Consider the following 17,690-nt stretch of genomic DNA (forward strand, 5'->3'; position numbering starts at 1 on the left):
ATGAAGACCTCAGCAAGACTTCTGCTCGCAAGTTCCGTCCTCAGCAGCTGTTTCCTGGCCAGTGGCACCGCCGCAGCCGGCACCGTGACCATCGCCACGGTAAATAACAGCGACATGATCCGCATGCAACGCCTCTCCAAAGCCTTCGAGCAAAAGCACCCCGACATCAAACTCAACTGGGTGGTGCTCGAAGAAAACGTCCTTCGTCAGCGCCTGACCACGGACATCGCCACCAAGGGCGGCCAGTTCGACGTGTTGACCATCGGCATGTACGAAGCCTCACTCTGGGGCTCAAAGGGCTGGCTGCAGGAAATGAAAGACCTGCCGGCCGATTACCAGCTCGATGATGTGTTCCCGTCGGTCCGCGACGGTCTGTCGGTCGACGGCAAGCTTTTCGCCCTGCCGTTCTACGCCGAGGCGTCGATTACCTATTACCGCACCGACCTGTTCAAAGCCGCCGGCCTGACCATGCCTGAGCGCCCGACCTGGACGCAGATCGCCGAATTCGCCGGCAAACTCACCGACAAATCGAAAGAGCAGTACGGTATCTGCCTGCGCGGCAAAGCCGGCTGGGGCGAGAACATGGCGCTGATCACCACGCTTGCCAACGCCTATGGCGCACGCTGGTTCGATGAGCAATGGAAGCCGCAATTCGACCAGCCGGAATGGAAGAACGCGCTCAACTTCTACGTCAACACCATGAAGCAGTCCGGCCCGCCCGGCGCGTCGAGCAACGGTTTCAACGAAAACCTGGCGCTGTTCAACAGCGGCAAATGCGCCATGTGGGTGGACGCCAGCGTCGCCGGTTCTTTCGTCACCGACAAGTCGCAGAGCAAAGTTGCCGACCACGTCGGCTTCACTTTCGCGCCGACCGAAGTCACCGACAAGGGCTCGGCGTGGCTGTATTCCTGGGCTCTGGCGATTCCGACCAGCGCCAAGAACAGCAAGGATGCGGCAGCGTTCACCCAGTGGGCGACTTCCCGGGAGTACGCCTCTCTAGTGGCCGAGAAGGACGGTGTAGCCAACGTTCCGCCAGGCACCCGCGCCTCGACCTACAGCGACGAGTACAAGAAGGCCGCGCCGTTCGCCAATATCACTCTCGAATCGCTCAAGGCCGTGACGCCCAAGTCGCCGACCCTCAAGCCGGTGCCATATGTCGGTATCCAGCTGGTGACCATCCCCGAGTTCCAGGCCATCGGCACCAGCGTCGGCCAGCAGTTCTCCGCCGCACTGATCGGCCAGACCAAGGTCGAGGATGCTTTGCGCGCCGCGCAGACCGCCACCGAGCGCGACATGAAGCGAGCGGGTTACGCGAAGAAGTAATCGCCCAGGACACAGGGCGGGACGCCTCGGCCTCCCGTCCTCCCGCGCAACGGCGTATCCAGGTTCGGAGCTGCTCATGAAAACGTCAACGCTTTCCCCTCGCTCGGACGAATCCGCCGAGCCCCAGGCGGCCGTGCGCCGTCGCTTCAAACCCGGCTGGTTTCTGGTCAGCCCTTCGGTTGCCCTGTTGCTGGTCTGGATGATCGTGCCGCTGGGCATGACCATCTACTTCTCGCTGATCCGCTACAACCTGCTCTCGCCCGGCGAGAACGAGTTCGTCGGCCTGGAGAATTTCGAGTATTTCGTCACCGACACCGGTTTTCTGCCCGGTGCCGGCAATACCCTGCTACTGGTCGGCAGCGTGCTGGCGATCAGCGTGATCCTCGGCGTACTGATTTCCGCGCTGCTGGAAGCCAGCGACTTTTTTGGCCGAGGCATCGTGCGGGTGCTGCTGATCTCGCCGTTCTTCATCATGCCGACGGTCAGCGCGTTGATCTGGAAGAACCTGATCTTCCATCCGGTGTCCGGCGTGCTGGCAGCAACGTGGAAATTCTTCGGCGCCGAACCCATCGACTGGTTCGCCCATTACCCGATGCTGTCGATCATTGTCATTGTGTCCTGGCAATGGCTGCCGTTCGCCATCCTGATTCTGATGACCGCCATGCAGTCGCTGGATCAGGAACAGAAAGAAGCCGCACGCCTGGATGGTGCCGGCCCCATCGCGATCTTCTGGCACCTGACCCTGCCGCACCTGGCCCGGCCCATCGCCGTGGTGGTGATGATCGAGACGATTTTCCTGTTGTCGGTGTTCGCGGAAATCTTCACCACCACCAACGGCGGGCCGGGCTTTGCCTCGACCAATCTGGCGTACCTGATCTACATCCAGGCGCTGCTGCAGTTCGACGTGGGCATGGCGTCGGCGGGTGGCCTGATCGCGGTGGTCATCGCCAACATCGCGGCGATCATCCTGATCCGGATGATCGGCAAAAACCTCACCGACAAGTCCTGAGGACCCGGCCATGATGACTCTCAAGCAATCCCGCCGCGTTCAGAGCCTGCTGCTGGGCACCCTGTCGTGGCTGGTGGCGGCACTGATCTTCTTCCCGATCTTCTGGATGGTGCTGACCAGTTTCAAGACCGAGATCGATGCCTTCGCCACGCCGCCGCAGCTGTTTTTCACGCCGACGCTGGAAAACTACCTGCACATTCAGGAGCGCAGTGATTACTTTCACTTTGCTTGGAATTCGGTGGTGATTTCCTTCAGCGCAACGATCCTGTGCATGCTGGTGGCAATCCCGGCCGCCTACTCGATGGCGTTCTTCGAGACCAAACGCACCAAGAGCACGCTGCTGTGGATGCTGTCGACCAAAATGTTGCCGCCGGTGGGCGTGCTCATGCCGATCTACCTGCTGGCCAAGACCTTTGGTCTGCTGGATACGCGCCTGGCGCTGATCATCATCTACACGCTGATCAACCTGCCGATCGTGGTGTGGATGATTTACACCTACTTCAAGGACATTCCCGGCGAGATCCTTGAAGCCTCGCGCCTGGACGGCGCCAGCACCGGGCAGGAAATCTTCCGGGTCCTGATGCCGATCTGCAAAGGTGGCCTGGCGTCGACCGCGCTGCTGTCGCTGATCCTGTGCTGGAACGAAGCGTTCTGGTCGCTGAACCTGACGTCCTCCGGTGCCGCGCCACTGACCGCGCTGATCGCCTCCTACTCCAGCCCCGAAGGGCTGTTCTGGGCCAAGCTTTCGGCGGTCTCCACCCTGGCCTGCGCGCCGATTCTGATCTTTGGCTGGATCAGCCAGAAACAATTGGTGCGCGGCCTGTCGTTCGGGGCGGTGAAATGAAAAACACTCGGTCTGCGAAAACCGTGGCTGCCATCTGCGCCCATGCGTCCGCTATCGCCAGCAAGCTGGCTCCCACAGATGATCTGCAAACCCTGTGGGAGCCAGCTTGCTGGCGATAGCAAAGGCTCAGACGCAACCGATAGTGTGGCGTGCGAGCAGGCCCAGATATCCAATAACAAAAACCGGAGCCCACTATGGCTAACCTGACAATCAGAAATCTGCAGAAAGGCTTCGACGGCCATCAGATCATCAAGGGCATCGACCTTGAGGTCAAAGACCGTGAATTCGTGGTGTTCGTCGGTCCGTCGGGCTGTGGCAAGTCGACCTTGCTGCGGCTTATCGCCGGGCTGGAAGAAGTGACCTCCGGCACCATCGAGCTCGATGGCCGCGACATCACTCAGGTCACCCCGGCCAAGCGCGACCTGGCCATGGTGTTCCAGACCTACGCCCTGTACCCGCACATGACCGTGGGCAAGAACCTGTCTTTCGCGCTGGACCTGGCGGGCGGCGACAAGGCCGAGATCAAGCGCAAGGTCGACGAGGCGGCACGCATTCTGGAGCTGGGTCCGTTGCTGGAACGCAAACCGAAGCAGCTGTCCGGTGGCCAGCGCCAGCGGGTGGCGATCGGTCGCGCCATCGTGCGCAACCCCAAGATCTTTCTGTTCGATGAACCGCTGTCCAACCTCGACGCCGCGCTGCGGGTGCAGACCCGTCTGGAGCTGTCGCGCCTGCACAAGGAGCTGCAGGCGACCATGATCTACGTCACCCACGATCAGGTCGAAGCCATGACGCTGGCCGACAAGGTGGTGGTGCTCAACGGCGGCAAGGTCGAGCAGGTCGGCTCGCCGCTGGAGCTGTATCACCACCCGGCCAACCTGTTCGTCGCGGGCTTTCTCGGCACGCCAAAAATGGGTTTTCTCAAAGGCCGGATCAGCCGCGTCGACGGCCATGGTTGCGAAGTCGAACTCGACGCCGGCACGCGCATCAGCCTGCCGGCCGGCAACGCGGCGCTCAGCGTCGGCGATCCGGTCACGCTGGGCATTCGCCCCGAACATCTCAACCTCGCCCAGCCCGGACAATGTCAGCTGCAGGTGGTGGCGGACGTCAGCGAGCGTCTGGGCAGCGATACCTACTGCCACGTGCGCACCCATTCGGGCGAAGCACTGACGATGCGCATCCGCGGAGACCTGGCCAGCCAGTATGGCGAAACCCTGAGCCTGCATCTGGATAGCACCCAGTGCCACCTGTTCGACGCCAAGGGCCTGGTCATCACCAAAGCCCTGCGGCTCGCGGCCTGAGCCCAGACGCTGGCACCTGAAACCGGAGAGCCGTACATGAAACTCAACACACCGAATCTTTCGCAACTTGGCCCGGATATCGCCCTGCCCGGTTACTCGACCGCCCGCCTCGGCCAAGGCATCGCCCATATCGGCGTCGGCGGCTTCCACCGGGCGCATCAGGCGTTTTACACCGATGCGCTGATGAACACCGGCGAGGGCCTCGACTGGGCCATTTGCGGCATCGGCCTGCGCCCCGAGGATCGCGGCGTGCGGGATGCGCTGGCCGGTCAGGATTACCTCTACACGCTTTACGAACTGGGCGACACGCCCGATACCGAAACGCGGGTCATCGGCTCGATCACCGGCATGCTGCTGGCCGAAGACGGCGCTCAGGCGCTGATCGAGAAGCTGGCCAGTCCGCAGATTCGCATCGTTTCGCTGACCATCACTGAAGGCGGCTACTGCATCGACGACAGCAACGGTCAGTTCATGGCCCATCTGCCGCAGATACGCCATGACCTGGATCACCCCGACGAACCGACCACGGTGTTCGGCTATCTGTGCGCCGCCCTGGCCCGGCGCCGCGCTGCAGGGATTCCGGCGTTTACGCTGATGTCGTGCGATAACCTGCCGCACAACGGAGCGGTGACACGCAAGGCGCTGCTGGCCTTCGCCGCGTTGCGCGATGCCGAACTGCACGACTGGATCGCGCGCAATGTGAGCTTCCCCAACGCGATGGTCGACAGGATCACGCCCATGACCAGTGTCGGCCACCGCCTGCAACTGGCCGACGACAAGCACATCGATGACGCCTGGCCGGTGGTCTGCGAGCCGTTCGTGCAATGGGTCGTCGAAGACAAATTCGTCAATGGCCGCCCGGCCTGGGAAAAGGTCGGCGTGCAGTTCACCAACGACGTCACGCCCTACGAAGAAATGAAGATCAAGCTGCTCAACGGCAGCCATCTGGCGCTGACCTATCTGGGCTTTCTCAAAGGCTACCGCTACGTTCACGAAACCATGAACGACCCGCTGTTCCGCCGTTACATCCGCGCCTACATGGATCTGGATGTCACGCCGCAACTGGCCTCGGTCCCCGGCATCGATCTGGAAGGCTACAAGGACACACTGATCGAGCGCTTCTCCAATCAGGCCATTGCCGACCAGCTAGAACGGGTCTGCTCGGACGGCTCGTCGAAATTCCCTAAATTTACCGTGCCGACCATCAACCGCCTGATCCTCGACGATGCCAGTCTGGAACGCGCTTCACTGGTCGTCGCGGCCTGGGCGCTGTACCTCAAGGGCCTCGACGAAACGGGCATGACCTATCGCATCCCGGACCCTCGTGCCGAGTTCTGCCAGGCGCTGGTGGCTGATGACGTGCTGATCACCCAGCGCTTGCTGGAAGTGGAGGAAATCTTCGGCCTGGCGATTCCGCATTCCGCCGAGTTCGTTGCCGCTTTCGAACAGAACCTCAACAACCTTCGTGAACTGGGCGTGAGCGGTACCCTGGAAAAGCTGCTGGCTAGAACCCTCTGAGGCCCACATGAACTCTGCGAACCTTTTTCTTGGAATCGACTGCGGCACCCAGGGCACCAAGGCCATCGTCCTGAACGCCGACAGTGGACAGGTGCTGGGCGAAGGCTCGGCGCCGCACCGGTTGATCAGCGACCACCAGGGGCGGCGCGAGCAGGAGGTCGACGACTGGCTGTCGGCGCTCGAATCGGCTACCCGTACAGCGTTGAACTCGGCTGGCGTGTCCGGCCAGCGCATTCAGGGCATCGGTGTTTCCGGCCAGCAGCACGGCCTGGTGCTGCTCGACGCGCAAGGTCAGGTACTGCGCCCGGCCAAGTTGTGGTGCGACACCGAAACCACCCCGGAAAACCAGCGCCTGCTGGATTATCTGGGCGGCGAACGCGGATCGCTGGAGCGTCTGGGCGTGGTGATTGCGCCCGGCTACACCGTCTCGAAACTGCTGTGGACCCTTGAGCAGCATCCGCAGCTGTTCGCGCGTATCGACAAAATCCTGCTGCCCCACGACTACCTTAACTATTGGCTCACCGGGCGCAGCTGCACGGAACCCGGCGATGCGTCCGGAACCGGCTATTACAAGGTGCGCAGCCGTGAGTGGGACTTGCCGCTGCTGGAGCATATCGACCCTGAAGGCCGACTGAGCCGTGCATTGCCGGAGCTGATCGAATCCCGTCAGCCGGTTGGCAGGATTCGTCCGCAGATCGCCGATCTGCTGGGGCTCAATCCGGATGCGCTGGTGTCCAGCGGTGGCGGCGACAACATGGTGGGCGCCATCGGCACCGGCAACATCCAGTCAGGCCTGATCACCATGAGCCTCGGCTCGTCCGGCACGGTGTACGCTTACGCGGACCAGCCGCAGGTCAGCGAGCACGGGGCGGTGGCGACGTTCTGCTCGTCATCCGGCGGCTGGTTGCCGCTGATCTGCACCATGAACCTGACCAACGCCACCGGTGCGGTGCGCGAGCTGTTGGGGCTGGATATCGCGGCGTTCAATCAGGCATTGCACGAAGCACCGGTCGGCGCTCAGGGCGTGCTGATGCTGCCGTTCCTCAACGGCGAGCGTGTCCCGGCGCTGCCGCAGGCCACCGGCAGCATTCTGGGTCTGGACAGTACCAACCTGACCCCCGCCAATCTGTGCCGCGCCGCTGTCGAGGGCACCACCTTCGGACTGCGCTACGGGCTGGACCTGCTGCGCGCCAGCGGCATTGAAAGCCAGACCATCCGCCTCATCGGCGGCGGATCGAAGAGCGCCATCTGGCGTCAGATCGTGGCTGACATCATGGACACCCCGGTGGTCTGTCCGCGTTATGCCGAGGCGGCTGCGCTGGGTGCCGCCATTCAGGCCGCGTGGTGCTGGTCGGCGGGCCGCGACCAGGCGTACGATCTGGCCGCGTTGTGCGAACGCTGCGTCGAACTGGACCTCGACAGCGAAACCCGCCCCATCGCCGAGAACGTTCTGGCCTACCAGGATGTTTATGATCGGTATCGCGCTCAGGTACAGACCCTTCAGCCTCTCTAGGCCTAATTATCCATGGAGCTTGTATGTTTCTTGTTTGCGGCGAAGCGCTGTTCGATATTTTCACCCGTTCCGACACCGGTGGTTCCCCCAACAAGCTGGGCCTGGACGCCATCGCCGGGGGCTCACCCTTCAATGTCGCCATCGGCCTGCGCCGGCTCGGCGTCGATGCAGCGTTCTTCGCCGGACTGTCCACCGACTACCTGGGCCGCCGCTTGCGCGCGGTGCTGGAGCAGGAATCGGTCAGGCCGGATTACCTGACCGACTTCGATGCGCCCACTACCCTGGCCATGGTCGCCGTCGGTGCCGACGGTTCGCCCAGCTACAGCTTTCGCGGCGACGGCTGCGCTGACCGGCAACTGCGTCACGAGCATCTGCCGGAGCTGGATGAGAAAGTGCGTGGTATCCATGTCGGCTCGTTTTCGCTGGTGGTACAGCCGATTGCCGACACCCTGCTGGCACTGGTCGCCAGGGAAAGCAGTCGGCGGCTGATCAGCCTGGACCCCAACGTGCGGCTCAACCCGGCACCGGATATCCGCCACTGGCGGACCCAGATCAGGGCTTTCGCCGAACACGCGCACCTGATCAAGGTCAGCGACGAAGACCTGCACCTGCTCTACCCCGGCACTGATCCGCAACTGATTGCCGAGGGCTGGCTGCGCAAGCACTGTCAGCTGGTGGTGGTCACCCGAGGCACGCAAGGCGCGAGCATTTTCTCCCGGCACCAGGGCAACTGGTCGATCCCGGCCCGTGAGGTGAAGACCGCCGATACTGTCGGCGCTGGCGATACCTTCCAGGCGGCGCTGCTCACGTTCCTCACCGAACGGCATCTGGACACCCCGGCCGGCCTCGCGGCAATACCACGCGACACCCTCGATGAGATGCTGCGCTTTGCCGCCCAGGCCGCAGCCGTGACCTGCACCCGAGTCGGGCCGGATCTGCCGTATCGGCATGAGTTGGGGTGAGTGATGGCGGGTTTAGCTGCGCCTGCAGACGCAGGAGCGCGCTTGCCCGCGACGGCGCAGGTGCAGACGACACATCGGTTTCGACTGTACCCGCGCCTCGCCAGCAAGACGGATCGCCGCCCGCTGGCTCCTACAGGTTCCGCGAAAAGAAGGTAGACCAGAAGCGGGTCAGGCTTTGCTGAAACCGCTGAAGTCCAGGCGTTCCTGAGGCTGTGGTCTGGCGAAGTAGTAACCCTGGGCCTGCATGGTGCCGATCTGACGCAGCAGCTCCAGCGTGGCCAGGTCTTCGACGCCTTCGGCGACTACCGTCAGATCCAGTGACTCGGCCATGCGCACAATAGCCCGGACGATGGCCCGGCTGCGCGCGCTGGTGCTCAGTTCGAGGATGAACGACTTGTCGATCTTGAGGCCGCTGAAATGGTACTGGTGCACGTAGCTGAGCGAGGAAAAGCCCGAGCCGAAGTCATCGAGCACCACCGACATGCCGTGGTCCGCCAGCTTGCGCATCGACTGTCGGGCCTGTTCGGCATCCGCCACCAGCGCGCCCTCGGTCAGTTCCAGGCATAACCGGGAAGGCGACACGCAATGCTCGGCGAGCATCGCCAGCACTTCGGAGGCAAAGTCGGGCCGTGTGATGCTGTAGCTGGAGCAATTGACGTGTACCGGCGGCCAATGCGCATTGGCAGGCTCGGCCAGAATCGAAATGACCCGCGCCAGCATGTAGACGTCCAGTCGACCGATCAGGCGCAGGCCTTCCAGCGCTGGCAGGAAACTGCCCGGCGCCACCACCCGGCCGTCCGGCTGATGCCAGCGAATCAACGCCTCAAGCGCGAGCAGCTTGCCCGTCTTGACGCACACGATCGGCTGGAAATACGGCACCAGCTCGTCGGTGCGCTTGAGTGCGTTGCGCAGCGCGGCTTCCTGCTCAACCAGATCCGAGACCTCCCGTCGCAACTCCTGGTTGAATACGGCATAGCTGTCGCGCCCGCCATTCTTGACCCGGTACATCGCCGCGTCGGCGTCGCGCAGCAGGTCGGCCGGTTCGCAATGGAACTGCTCTTCCGCGCCGACGATGCCGATGCTGCACGACGAAAAGATCGAATGCCCGTCGATCAGGAACGGCAGATCGAACGCAGCCAGGATACGCTCGGCGATATCGACGCCGGCCTCTTGCGACGCCCCGACCGCCAGCACCGCGAACTCGTCACCGCCAAGCCGCGCCAGCAGGTCGCACTCGCGCATGCATCCGCGCAGCCGGTCGGCGGCCTGGACCAGCAGGATGTCGCCACAGTGGTGACCCAGGCTGTCATTGACGATCTTGAAGCGATCCAGGTCGATGAACATGACCACCAGCTGGCTGCCCTGCGCGCAGAACTTCAACCATTCGCTCGCCAGACGCTGCTGCAGATGGGTGCGGTTGGGCAGCTCGGTCAGTGAGTCGTGGAAGTTTTCGTGCTGCAACTGGGCGTTGGCATGGTCCAGTTCGCGGGTGCGGTCCTGCACGCGCGCTTCGAGTTGCAGGTTGGCGGTATGGATCGCCTGCGCGGCGCTGCGCCGTGACAACGCGGTGTCGATGTGGCGAGACACGAACGTCAGCAGTTCCTGATCGCGCAAGGTATAGCGCACGTTCTGCGAATAGCTTTGCACCACCAGCACGCCACGCACCTTGTCTTCCTCAAACAGCGGGATGCCCAGCCAGGATGAGGAGCGAGCGTAGTCCTGCTGCACCTCGATCTCGCCCAGACGCTCCAGCTCGAACGCGTAGTCCCGGTCGATCAGGCACGGCCGGCGCTGGCGAATGACGTATTCGGTAAAGCCGCGCTGACCGCGCCGCGGCCTGGGTGTAATCGCCGTGCGCTCGTCGACGTAGTACGGGAAGGTCACTTCGCCGGTGCTGCTGTCATACAGCGCGATGTAGAAGTTGAGCGCGACCAGCAATTCGCCAACGATCATGTGCAGGCTGTGAAACAGCTCAGCCATGTCGCCCGGCTGGCTGGACAGCTCGGTGATCTGAAACAGCGCGCTCTGCAAGTGCTCGGCCCGCTCGCGGTCCGCGACCTCCTGGCGCAGCGCATCATTGGCGGCTGACAGTTGTTGGGTGCGCAGCAGCACTGTCTGCTCAAGATGCGCCCGGTGCAGCAGCCGGTCCAGCGCCATCGCTACGTGCCCGGACACCACCGAAAACAACACCCGGTCCTCGACGCTATAGATGCGCGACACGTCGTAGACCTGCATGGCGAGCATGCCGAACACTTCGTCGGAGGCGTTCTTGAGCGGCGCGCCCATCCAGAACTCGGGACGACGCCCGACGCAGAAGAAGCGTTCCTCGGCCTGGGCCCGCTCGATTGCCGCGGCGTCGACGAACAGCGACTCGCCGCTGACCAGCACCTGGCCAGTCATCGACATGCGCCCACGGTCCAGATACTCGAAGGTTTCCGGCTCCATGGCTTCGGCATCGGCCTGGTCGACATAGTATGGATAGGTGATTCTGTCGGATTGACTGTCGTACAGCGCCAGATAGAAGTTCTCGGCGTCAATCAGTGTGGCCAGCTGTGCGTGAATGCCTTTGAGAAACGTACTGCGATCGCGGGTCGAACTGGCCAGGTAACTGATTTCGTACAGCACTTTCTGAGTGTTCTGCGCACGGATCAGCGCCATGCTTTGCAGCATCGAGCCAAGCCGCAACGCGAAGTCGGCAAACGCCGGATTGCGCACCTGGGTCTGCGGCGCGAGGACCCAGCCCAGGGCGTCCTCGCCTCTTCCGGCGACCCAGCGGCACAGCCGTCGTTCACGGCAGAACGCGTCGAAGGCGTGCTCATCGATGTGCTCGGGCCAGTCCGCGGACATCTCGCCGCTGCCCAACAGGCAACGCACATGCCCGGCGCCATAGGCAGCCCATGCATGGCCCTTGAGCCGTGCTCGCTGTACGTCGAGCAAGGCCTCGACCGTCTCCGGGGGTGAACAGATATCAAGGCCGGCGTCCGCTGCCGTGTGAAGGTGCTCATCGCAAGACGAGTGCGGGTTCGAGATCGTGGGCGAAACCTTCATGTAAGCACCAACTCCATATACGACTGCGGCTATATTCCTGTGCCATCACTGTAGTGGCAAGCAGGAACTGCGCCGACGTCGCAATTGATATCCTGCCGTCGGTCATATCCACCACTATGACGCCTCCGTTTACGTTGTAACACGAATGTTGCAACCACATCGCGCATGAGGCGCGTGTCGATTTCGCACATGCCTGCAACCTCGGCACTGGTTGCATGATCATGTTGGTAACCTCTTTGAAATCTGCGCGAAACCGTTCGTCTCACAGCGTGCTCACGTAAGCGTTCTGCCATTGACATGCCCTGTTATGGGGCGCGCAATGGGGACTTCATTGAAAGGACGGAGAAACGCTCATGGCTAAGATCAAGGTTTTAGCGGGTGATTTTCTTCAAGGTGATGGGGAGTATCGTTCTGGCACCATTACTCTTGTAACTGCGCTTCACCCGTGGCCTGGCGTCAGCTTGAAACAGAGCGACATCAAGCACATGGAAATCGCCAGCGAAGCTTCAAGCACGAAGATGGAAAATGCGTTGAGCCTGGGACTGGCTGGCGCGCTCATGTTGGGACCGGTGGGCGCTGCCGCGGGAATGATGTTTGCCAGCGAACAGAAGGAAATCACGTTCATGCTGACCCTCAAGGACGGTCGCAAGTTACTGGCCGCAACCGACGACAAGACCTATCAGAGACTCGCCTTGCATACGACGCCTCCTGAATTTGTCAAAACCTTCTGAATACCGCGAACGCCCGGCTCTTGCCGGGCGCTTTCGTTGGCCTGTGCGCAACCCTGCGCAGTGATCGGAAAATTCCATGGAGCTTTCCCGATTCACCGCTGACTAAACCATGTGTCCGAGAACACTCAAGTTAACGAGTGCCATGCAGATACGAATGGCGAACGAGCATTACGGGTGGCCAGCAATATGAAAAAACGCGCGACGGTTATTTGCACCCGAGACGGTCAGGTGCTTTATGTACGCAAGCCAAAATCCAAGTGGAACCTGCCGGGCGGCCGTATAGAAGCGGGCGAGACACCCGAACAGGCGGCCATGCGCGAGCTGAGCGAGGAGACGGGCCTGGAAAACCTGGAATTGTGCTGGCGAGCCGAGTACGAGCGCAATCAGGTTACTCATCATGTATTCATGGCGTCGGTACCCGCCAACAGCGAGCCGTTTCCGCAGAACGAGATCGCCAAATGCAAATGGCTGGATTTCAACAGCATCAGTGATTTGAAGGCCAGCACGGCGGTCAAGAACATCGTCAAGTCATTCGCTGTCATCGGATGAAGCGAGTGCGCTGAAACTGAACGCGGAAATCCTGAAACGAAAAAGGGCGACCCTTTCGGATCGCCCTTTTCTTTACCGCCCAGCAGAGCGGATTTGTTTGGTAGGCGCGATTGGACTCGAACCAACGACCCCCACCATGTCAAGGTGGTGCTCTAACCAACTGAGCTACGTGCCTGCTGTGGGTCGGCATTCTACGGATATTCGAATGTGTGTCAACGGCTTTTTTCCAGTAACTGACTGAATACCTGTATTTTTTCGCTGGTCAGAGCAACCGGCTTTGCCGACCCACGCTGCCTCACGCCGCTACCTCATACAGCTTCGGTGCCGCCGCCTCGCCTTTCTCCAGGCTTTGACGCAACACTTGCGCCTGCAGGGCTGCCGCGTTCATGGCTTGCTCCTTGATATAGCCGTAACCACGAATGCGTTCGGGCAAGCGCGCAAGGCTCAAGGCGGTGTGCCGGTTGCGGACGTCCAGGCGCTGAAGGATCAGCTCGACATCGCTGACGTACCTTTCGATCAGTTCACGCTCCTGCTTGCGTTCAACGCTGCGCCCGAACGGATCGAGCGCAGTGCCACGCAGGAACTTGAATTTTTCCACCACGCTGAACGCTCTTAACATCCAGGGCCCGAAGGCACGTTTGCGAGGCTTGCCGGTGTGCGGATCACGCTGGGCGAGCCACGAAGGTGCCAGGTGGAATTCCAGACGGTAATCGCCTTCGAACTGCTCCTGCACCTGACGCGCGAAGTCTCCGTTGGTGTAGAGGCGCGCCACCTCGTACTCGTCCTTGTAGGCCAGCAGCTTGAAGTAGTTGAAGGCCACGGCCTCCGTCAGCGCCAGCGGCTGCCCCGGGAACAGCCGCGACTCGGCGTCTCGCACCCGCTGCACGAGTTGCGCGTAGCGCTCGCCATAGGCTTTGTTCTGGTATTGCTGCAAAGCCGCGACATTGGTGCGCAAGCGCTCCTCCAGATCCATCCGTGCCGGCGCTTCGCCCGTCTGCACCGACGGTTTGGCCACCGCTTGCACGGCGGGCAGATCATGAGCGGCACGGCGGCCCCAGAGAAACGCCTGCTGATTGAGACTGACCGCGACGCCGTTGAGCTCGATGGCTTTTTCGATGGCCGCCGAAGTCAGTGGAATCAGCCCCAGCTGGTAGGCATAACCGAGCATGAACAGGTTACTGGCGATGCTGTCGCCCATCAGCCGGGTCGCCAGACCGGTGGCTTCAATGAAATGGGTCTTGTCGGCGCCAATGGCATCGATGATGGTCTGCTTCATCGCATCGGCGGGAAACACCGCATCCGGGTTGCGGGTAAACTCCGCAGTGGGCGTCTGCTGGCTGTTGACGACGGCGTGGGAAATCGCGCTGTCGAGCTTGGCAACCGCGTCCGGACCGGACGCGACCAGCAAGTCGCAGCCCAGCAGCAAATGCGCTTCACCCGCCGCAATGCGCACGGCAAACAGGTCCTGCTGTCGCGCCGCGATGCGGATGTGGCTCACCACCGGCCCGAATTTCTGCGCCAGGCCTGCCTGGTCGAGCACGCTGCAGCCCTTGCCTTCGAGGTTCGCGGCAAAGCCCAACAGGGCGCCGACGGTGGTGACGCCCGTGCCGCCGACACCCGGCAGCAGGATGTTGTACGGCCTGTCGAGCGATGGCAGCACCGGTTCAGGGAGCTGCGCGAAAGCCTGGATCTGATCAGGAAGCCTGGGCTTGCGCAGCTTGCCGCCGTGTACCGTGACGAAGCTCGGGCAGAAGCCTTCGACGCAGCTGAAATCCTTGTTGCAGGCGCTCTGATCGATCTCGCGCTTGCGACCCTGGGCCGTCTCCTTAGGCAGCACCGACAGGCAGCCTGACTTGACCCCGCAGTCACCGCATCCTTCGCAGACCGCCGGATTGATCAGCACGCGCTTTTCCAGATCGGGCATCGTGCCGCGTTTGCGACGGCGGCGTTTTTCGGTAGCGCACGTCTGCTCATAAATGATCACCGACACGCCCTTGAATTCGCGAAGCTCGCGCTGCACGGCATCGAGGGCGCGGCGATGATGGAAAGTGGTGATCGGTGCGAACCCCTCGCGATTGGTGTGCTTGTCCGGATCATCGGACACCAGAGCGATGCGCTGCACGCCCTCGTTGAACACCTGGCGGCTGAGCTGATCGACGCGCAGAACACCGTCGATGGGCTGGCCGCCGGTCATGGCGACGGCATCGTTGTAGAGAATCTTGTAGGTGATATTGACTCCGGACGCGACTGCCGCACGCACCGCCAGATGACCGGAGTGGAAGTAAGTGCCGTCGCCCAGATTCTGGAACACGTGCGGCGTTTCGGTGAACGGTGCCTGACCGATCCAGGTCACGCCCTCGCCGCCCATCTGCGTGAAGGTGTCGGTCTGACGGTCCATCCAGATCGTCATGTAGTGGCAACCGATACCGGCCAGGGCGCGGCTGCCTTCCGGCACGCGCGTGGAGGTATTGTGCGGGCAGCCCGAACAGAAGTGCGGCGTACGTTGGGTGTTGAACAACGGCGCCTGCAAGGCTTTCTCCTTGTCGCTGAGAAAGCGCAGACGCGCTTCGATCTGTGGGCTGCTGTAAAACGGTGCGAGCCTTCTGGCGATCACGCGGGCGATCATCGCTGGTGTCAGCTCGCCCAGGTTGGGCAGCAACGACTGGCCTTGTTCGTCGAATTCACCGACCACCACCGGGCGCCGATCCACGGGCCAGTTATAAAGCTGGCCCGTCAGCTGGTCCTCGATGACGCTGCGCTTCTCCTCTACCACCAGGATTTCGTCCAGCCCCTTGGCAAAGTCATGGACCGAAACCGGCTCCAGCGGCCAGCTCATGCCGACCTTGAGCACGCGAATGCCGACCTGAGCGCACAATTCTTCATCAATGCCGAGCTCTTCGAGCGCTTGGCGGACATCCAGATAGGATTTGCCGGTGGTGATGATGCCAAGTCGCGGCTGCGGCGTGTCTATGACCACCTTATTAAGCTGATTGACCCGCGCGAACGCCCGTGCGGCGTAGATCTTGTAGGTATTGAGGCGTGCTTCCTGCGCCAGCGGCGGGTCCGGCCAGCGGATGTGCAGGCCGCCTTCCGGTAACTGAAAGTCTTCGGGAATCTGCGTCTGGATGCGCAGCGGATCGACCTCGACCACAGCCGAGGAGTCGACGTTCTCGGCAATGGTTTTCATGGCGACCCAGCAACCGCTATAGCGCGAAAGCTCCCAGCCGATGATGCCGTAGTCGAGAATTTCCTGAACGTTGCAAGGGTTGAGCACCGGAATCATCGAGGCGATGAACGCATGCTCGCTCTGGTGGGCGATGGTCGAGGATTTGCAGCCGTGGTCGTCGCCGGCCAGGATCAGTACGCCGCCCTTCTCGGCCACGCCAGCCGAGTTGCCGTGTTTGAACACGTCACCGCAACGGTCCACCCCCGGACCCTTGCCGTACCACAGGGCGAATACGCCATCGTACTTACCGTGGGGAAACAGATTTACTTGCTGGCTGCCCCATACCGCGGTGGCCGCGAGCTCCTCGTTGACACCCGGCTGGAAATGGATGGCGTTCTCTTGCAGGTACTGCTTGGCGTCCCACAGGCTCTTGTCCAGATTACCCAGCGGCGAGCCCCGGTAACCGGAAATGAAACCCGCAGTGTTGTAGCCGCGCGCTTCGTCGCGTTGCTTCTGCAGCATCGGCAGGCGCGTCAGCGCCTGGGTGCCGGTCAGGTACAGGCTGCCGGTGGCGAGCCGGTACTTGTCGTCCAGACGAATATCAGCCAAAGACATACGGATACCTCTGTTGTTTTTATTAGGGATGACCTTCGCCGGTACGGTCAGCCGGCAGTCTTGACATTAGACTGCCTGTACAAAAGAGGCTTTTTCTTTCTAAATTCGGGATTATCTGCTGATATTGAACATGCTTTTTTCGATAAAAATAAAAAACAGGGACAATTCATGCAGCCAAAGCTGAGCCCCATCGACCGCAGGATTCTGCGCCTGCTTCAGCACGACGCCGACCTGTCGGCCGCCCAGATCGCCGAGCGTGTCGAGTTATCGCAGTCTCCGTGCTGGAGGCGTATCCATCGATTGCAGGAAGAAGGCGTGATCGAGCGCACGGTGGCGCTGCTCAACGCCCAGAAACTCGGACTGGGCATGACCGTATTCGTCGACGTCAAGCTTTCGGGTCACGGCAGGATGTACCTGGCGGAATTCGAGAAGGCGATCATTGGCCATCCCGAGGTGCTGGAGTGCTACACGATGGCGGGCGGCATGGATTTCATGCTCAAGGTCGTGGCACAGGATATCGCCAGCTATGAACGCTTTCTTCGCGACCACCTATTACAGCTTCCGCACGTCCATGAAGCCCATTCGAAAATCGCCATGAGCACGGTCAAACGCACGACAGAATTGCCTTTGGATTGAAAGACTTGCGTTGAAAACGACACGAAATGAAGCGATCCGGTGCCCGCAGCGCTGGATTGTTTCTTTCTATGGAGGCGAGAAAAACGTTTGACTTGCAAATGATAATGATTACTATTGCAGCAGCTGGTCGCGAGATCAGCTGGATAAACCAGGAGTCTTAGGTCGACTCCCGGATTATCTCCTCATCAGGCTAATCACGGTTTTTGACCCGGCTCTATGGCCGGGTTTTTTTTGTGTTCGTTATGGCCGACCCCATTTTCGGGTAATCCACACATTTGCGAACACGACTAACGCTGACGGCGGCGATCATAGCAAAACGTTTCGCAATGTCCCTCCCGGCTGTCAGCGCCATCGCGTATTAATCCGCAATAGCTGTCTGTTTTCGCTTGAGAATGATTCTCATATTGACTACTCTGTGACGAGCATGGATGCAAACTATCGGCTTGAAGGAAAATATCTATGGAAGACCAGCGAGCGA

12 protein-coding genes and 1 tRNA gene are annotated in these 17,690 nt (G+C 61.3%); 10 read left to right on the forward strand and 3 right to left on the reverse strand.

Translation table 11 applies throughout. The features are described from left to right. The 7 genes from J3P77_RS12455 (at position 1) to J3P77_RS12485 (ending at position 8,467) form a co-directional block, all read left to right on the forward strand. Entirely contained in the window at positions 1-1,323 is a 1,323-nt protein-coding gene (locus tag J3P77_RS12455; protein ID WP_434676937.1) for an ABC transporter substrate-binding protein, read from the forward strand. Between the two features lie 76 nt (positions 1,324-1,399). After that, entirely contained in the window at positions 1,400-2,332 is a 933-nt protein-coding gene (locus J3P77_RS12460; protein WP_434676938.1) for a carbohydrate ABC transporter permease, read from the forward strand. Between the two features lie 10 nt (positions 2,333-2,342). Beyond that, complete coding sequence (locus tag J3P77_RS12465) at positions 2,343-3,176, forward strand: carbohydrate ABC transporter permease (protein ID WP_434676939.1); 834 nt, start codon at positions 2,343-2,345, stop codon at positions 3,174-3,176. A 194-nt stretch (positions 3,177-3,370) separates the two neighbouring features. Then, positions 3,371-4,474, forward strand: a complete 1,104-nt coding sequence (locus J3P77_RS12470) for an ABC transporter ATP-binding protein (protein WP_434676940.1) — start codon at positions 3,371-3,373, stop codon at positions 4,472-4,474. Between the two features lie 36 nt (positions 4,475-4,510). Beyond that, entirely contained in the window at positions 4,511-5,992 is a 1,482-nt protein-coding gene (locus tag J3P77_RS12475) for a mannitol dehydrogenase family protein (RefSeq protein WP_434676941.1), read from the forward strand. Between the two features lie 7 nt (positions 5,993-5,999). Continuing rightward, positions 6,000-7,505: a xylulokinase gene (gene xylB, locus J3P77_RS12480; RefSeq protein ID WP_434676942.1), complete on the forward strand. Its 1,506-nt coding sequence runs from the start codon at positions 6,000-6,002 to the stop codon at positions 7,503-7,505. A gap of 23 nt (positions 7,506-7,528) precedes the next feature. Continuing rightward, the gene (locus tag J3P77_RS12485; RefSeq protein WP_434676943.1) at positions 7,529-8,467 is read left to right on the forward strand and encodes a carbohydrate kinase family protein; all 939 of its coding nucleotides are present in this window, start codon (positions 7,529-7,531) and stop codon (positions 8,465-8,467) included. Between the two features lie 168 nt (positions 8,468-8,635). Here J3P77_RS12485 and J3P77_RS12490 read toward each other — a convergent pair whose 3' ends face one another. Then, complete coding sequence (locus tag J3P77_RS12490; protein ID WP_434676944.1) at positions 8,636-11,515, reverse strand: sensor domain-containing phosphodiesterase; 2,880 nt, start codon at positions 11,513-11,515, stop codon at positions 8,636-8,638. Positions 11,516-11,868: 353 nt separating this feature from the next. Between J3P77_RS12490 and J3P77_RS12495 the strand changes: the two genes are divergently transcribed. Further along, a complete protein-coding gene (locus J3P77_RS12495; RefSeq protein WP_434676945.1) occupies positions 11,869-12,246 on the forward strand; it encodes a hypothetical protein in 378 nt (125 codons plus the stop codon). A gap of 186 nt (positions 12,247-12,432) precedes the next feature. Beyond that, the gene (locus J3P77_RS12500; RefSeq protein WP_434676946.1) at positions 12,433-12,795 is read left to right on the forward strand and encodes an NUDIX hydrolase; all 363 of its coding nucleotides are present in this window, start codon (positions 12,433-12,435) and stop codon (positions 12,793-12,795) included. Between the two features lie 98 nt (positions 12,796-12,893). Here J3P77_RS12500 and J3P77_RS12505 read toward each other — a convergent pair. Then, positions 12,894-12,970 (reverse strand) — tRNA-Val (locus J3P77_RS12505). Positions 12,971-13,090: 120 nt separating this feature from the next. Beyond that, positions 13,091-16,576, reverse strand: coding sequence for an indolepyruvate ferredoxin oxidoreductase family protein (locus J3P77_RS12510; RefSeq protein WP_434676947.1), 3,486 nt, complete (start codon positions 16,574-16,576; stop codon positions 13,091-13,093). 168 nt (positions 16,577-16,744) lie between these two features. On the opposite strand from J3P77_RS12510, the gene J3P77_RS12515 reads away from it, so the two are divergent. Then, positions 16,745-17,212, forward strand: coding sequence for an Lrp/AsnC family transcriptional regulator (locus tag J3P77_RS12515; protein WP_434676948.1), 468 nt, complete (start codon positions 16,745-16,747; stop codon positions 17,210-17,212). Positions 17,213-17,690: the final 478 nt, after the last annotated feature.

The organism is Pseudomonas sp. R1-18, assembly GCF_051132095.1.
GTDB lineage: Bacteria > Pseudomonadota > Gammaproteobacteria > Pseudomonadales > Pseudomonadaceae > Aquipseudomonas.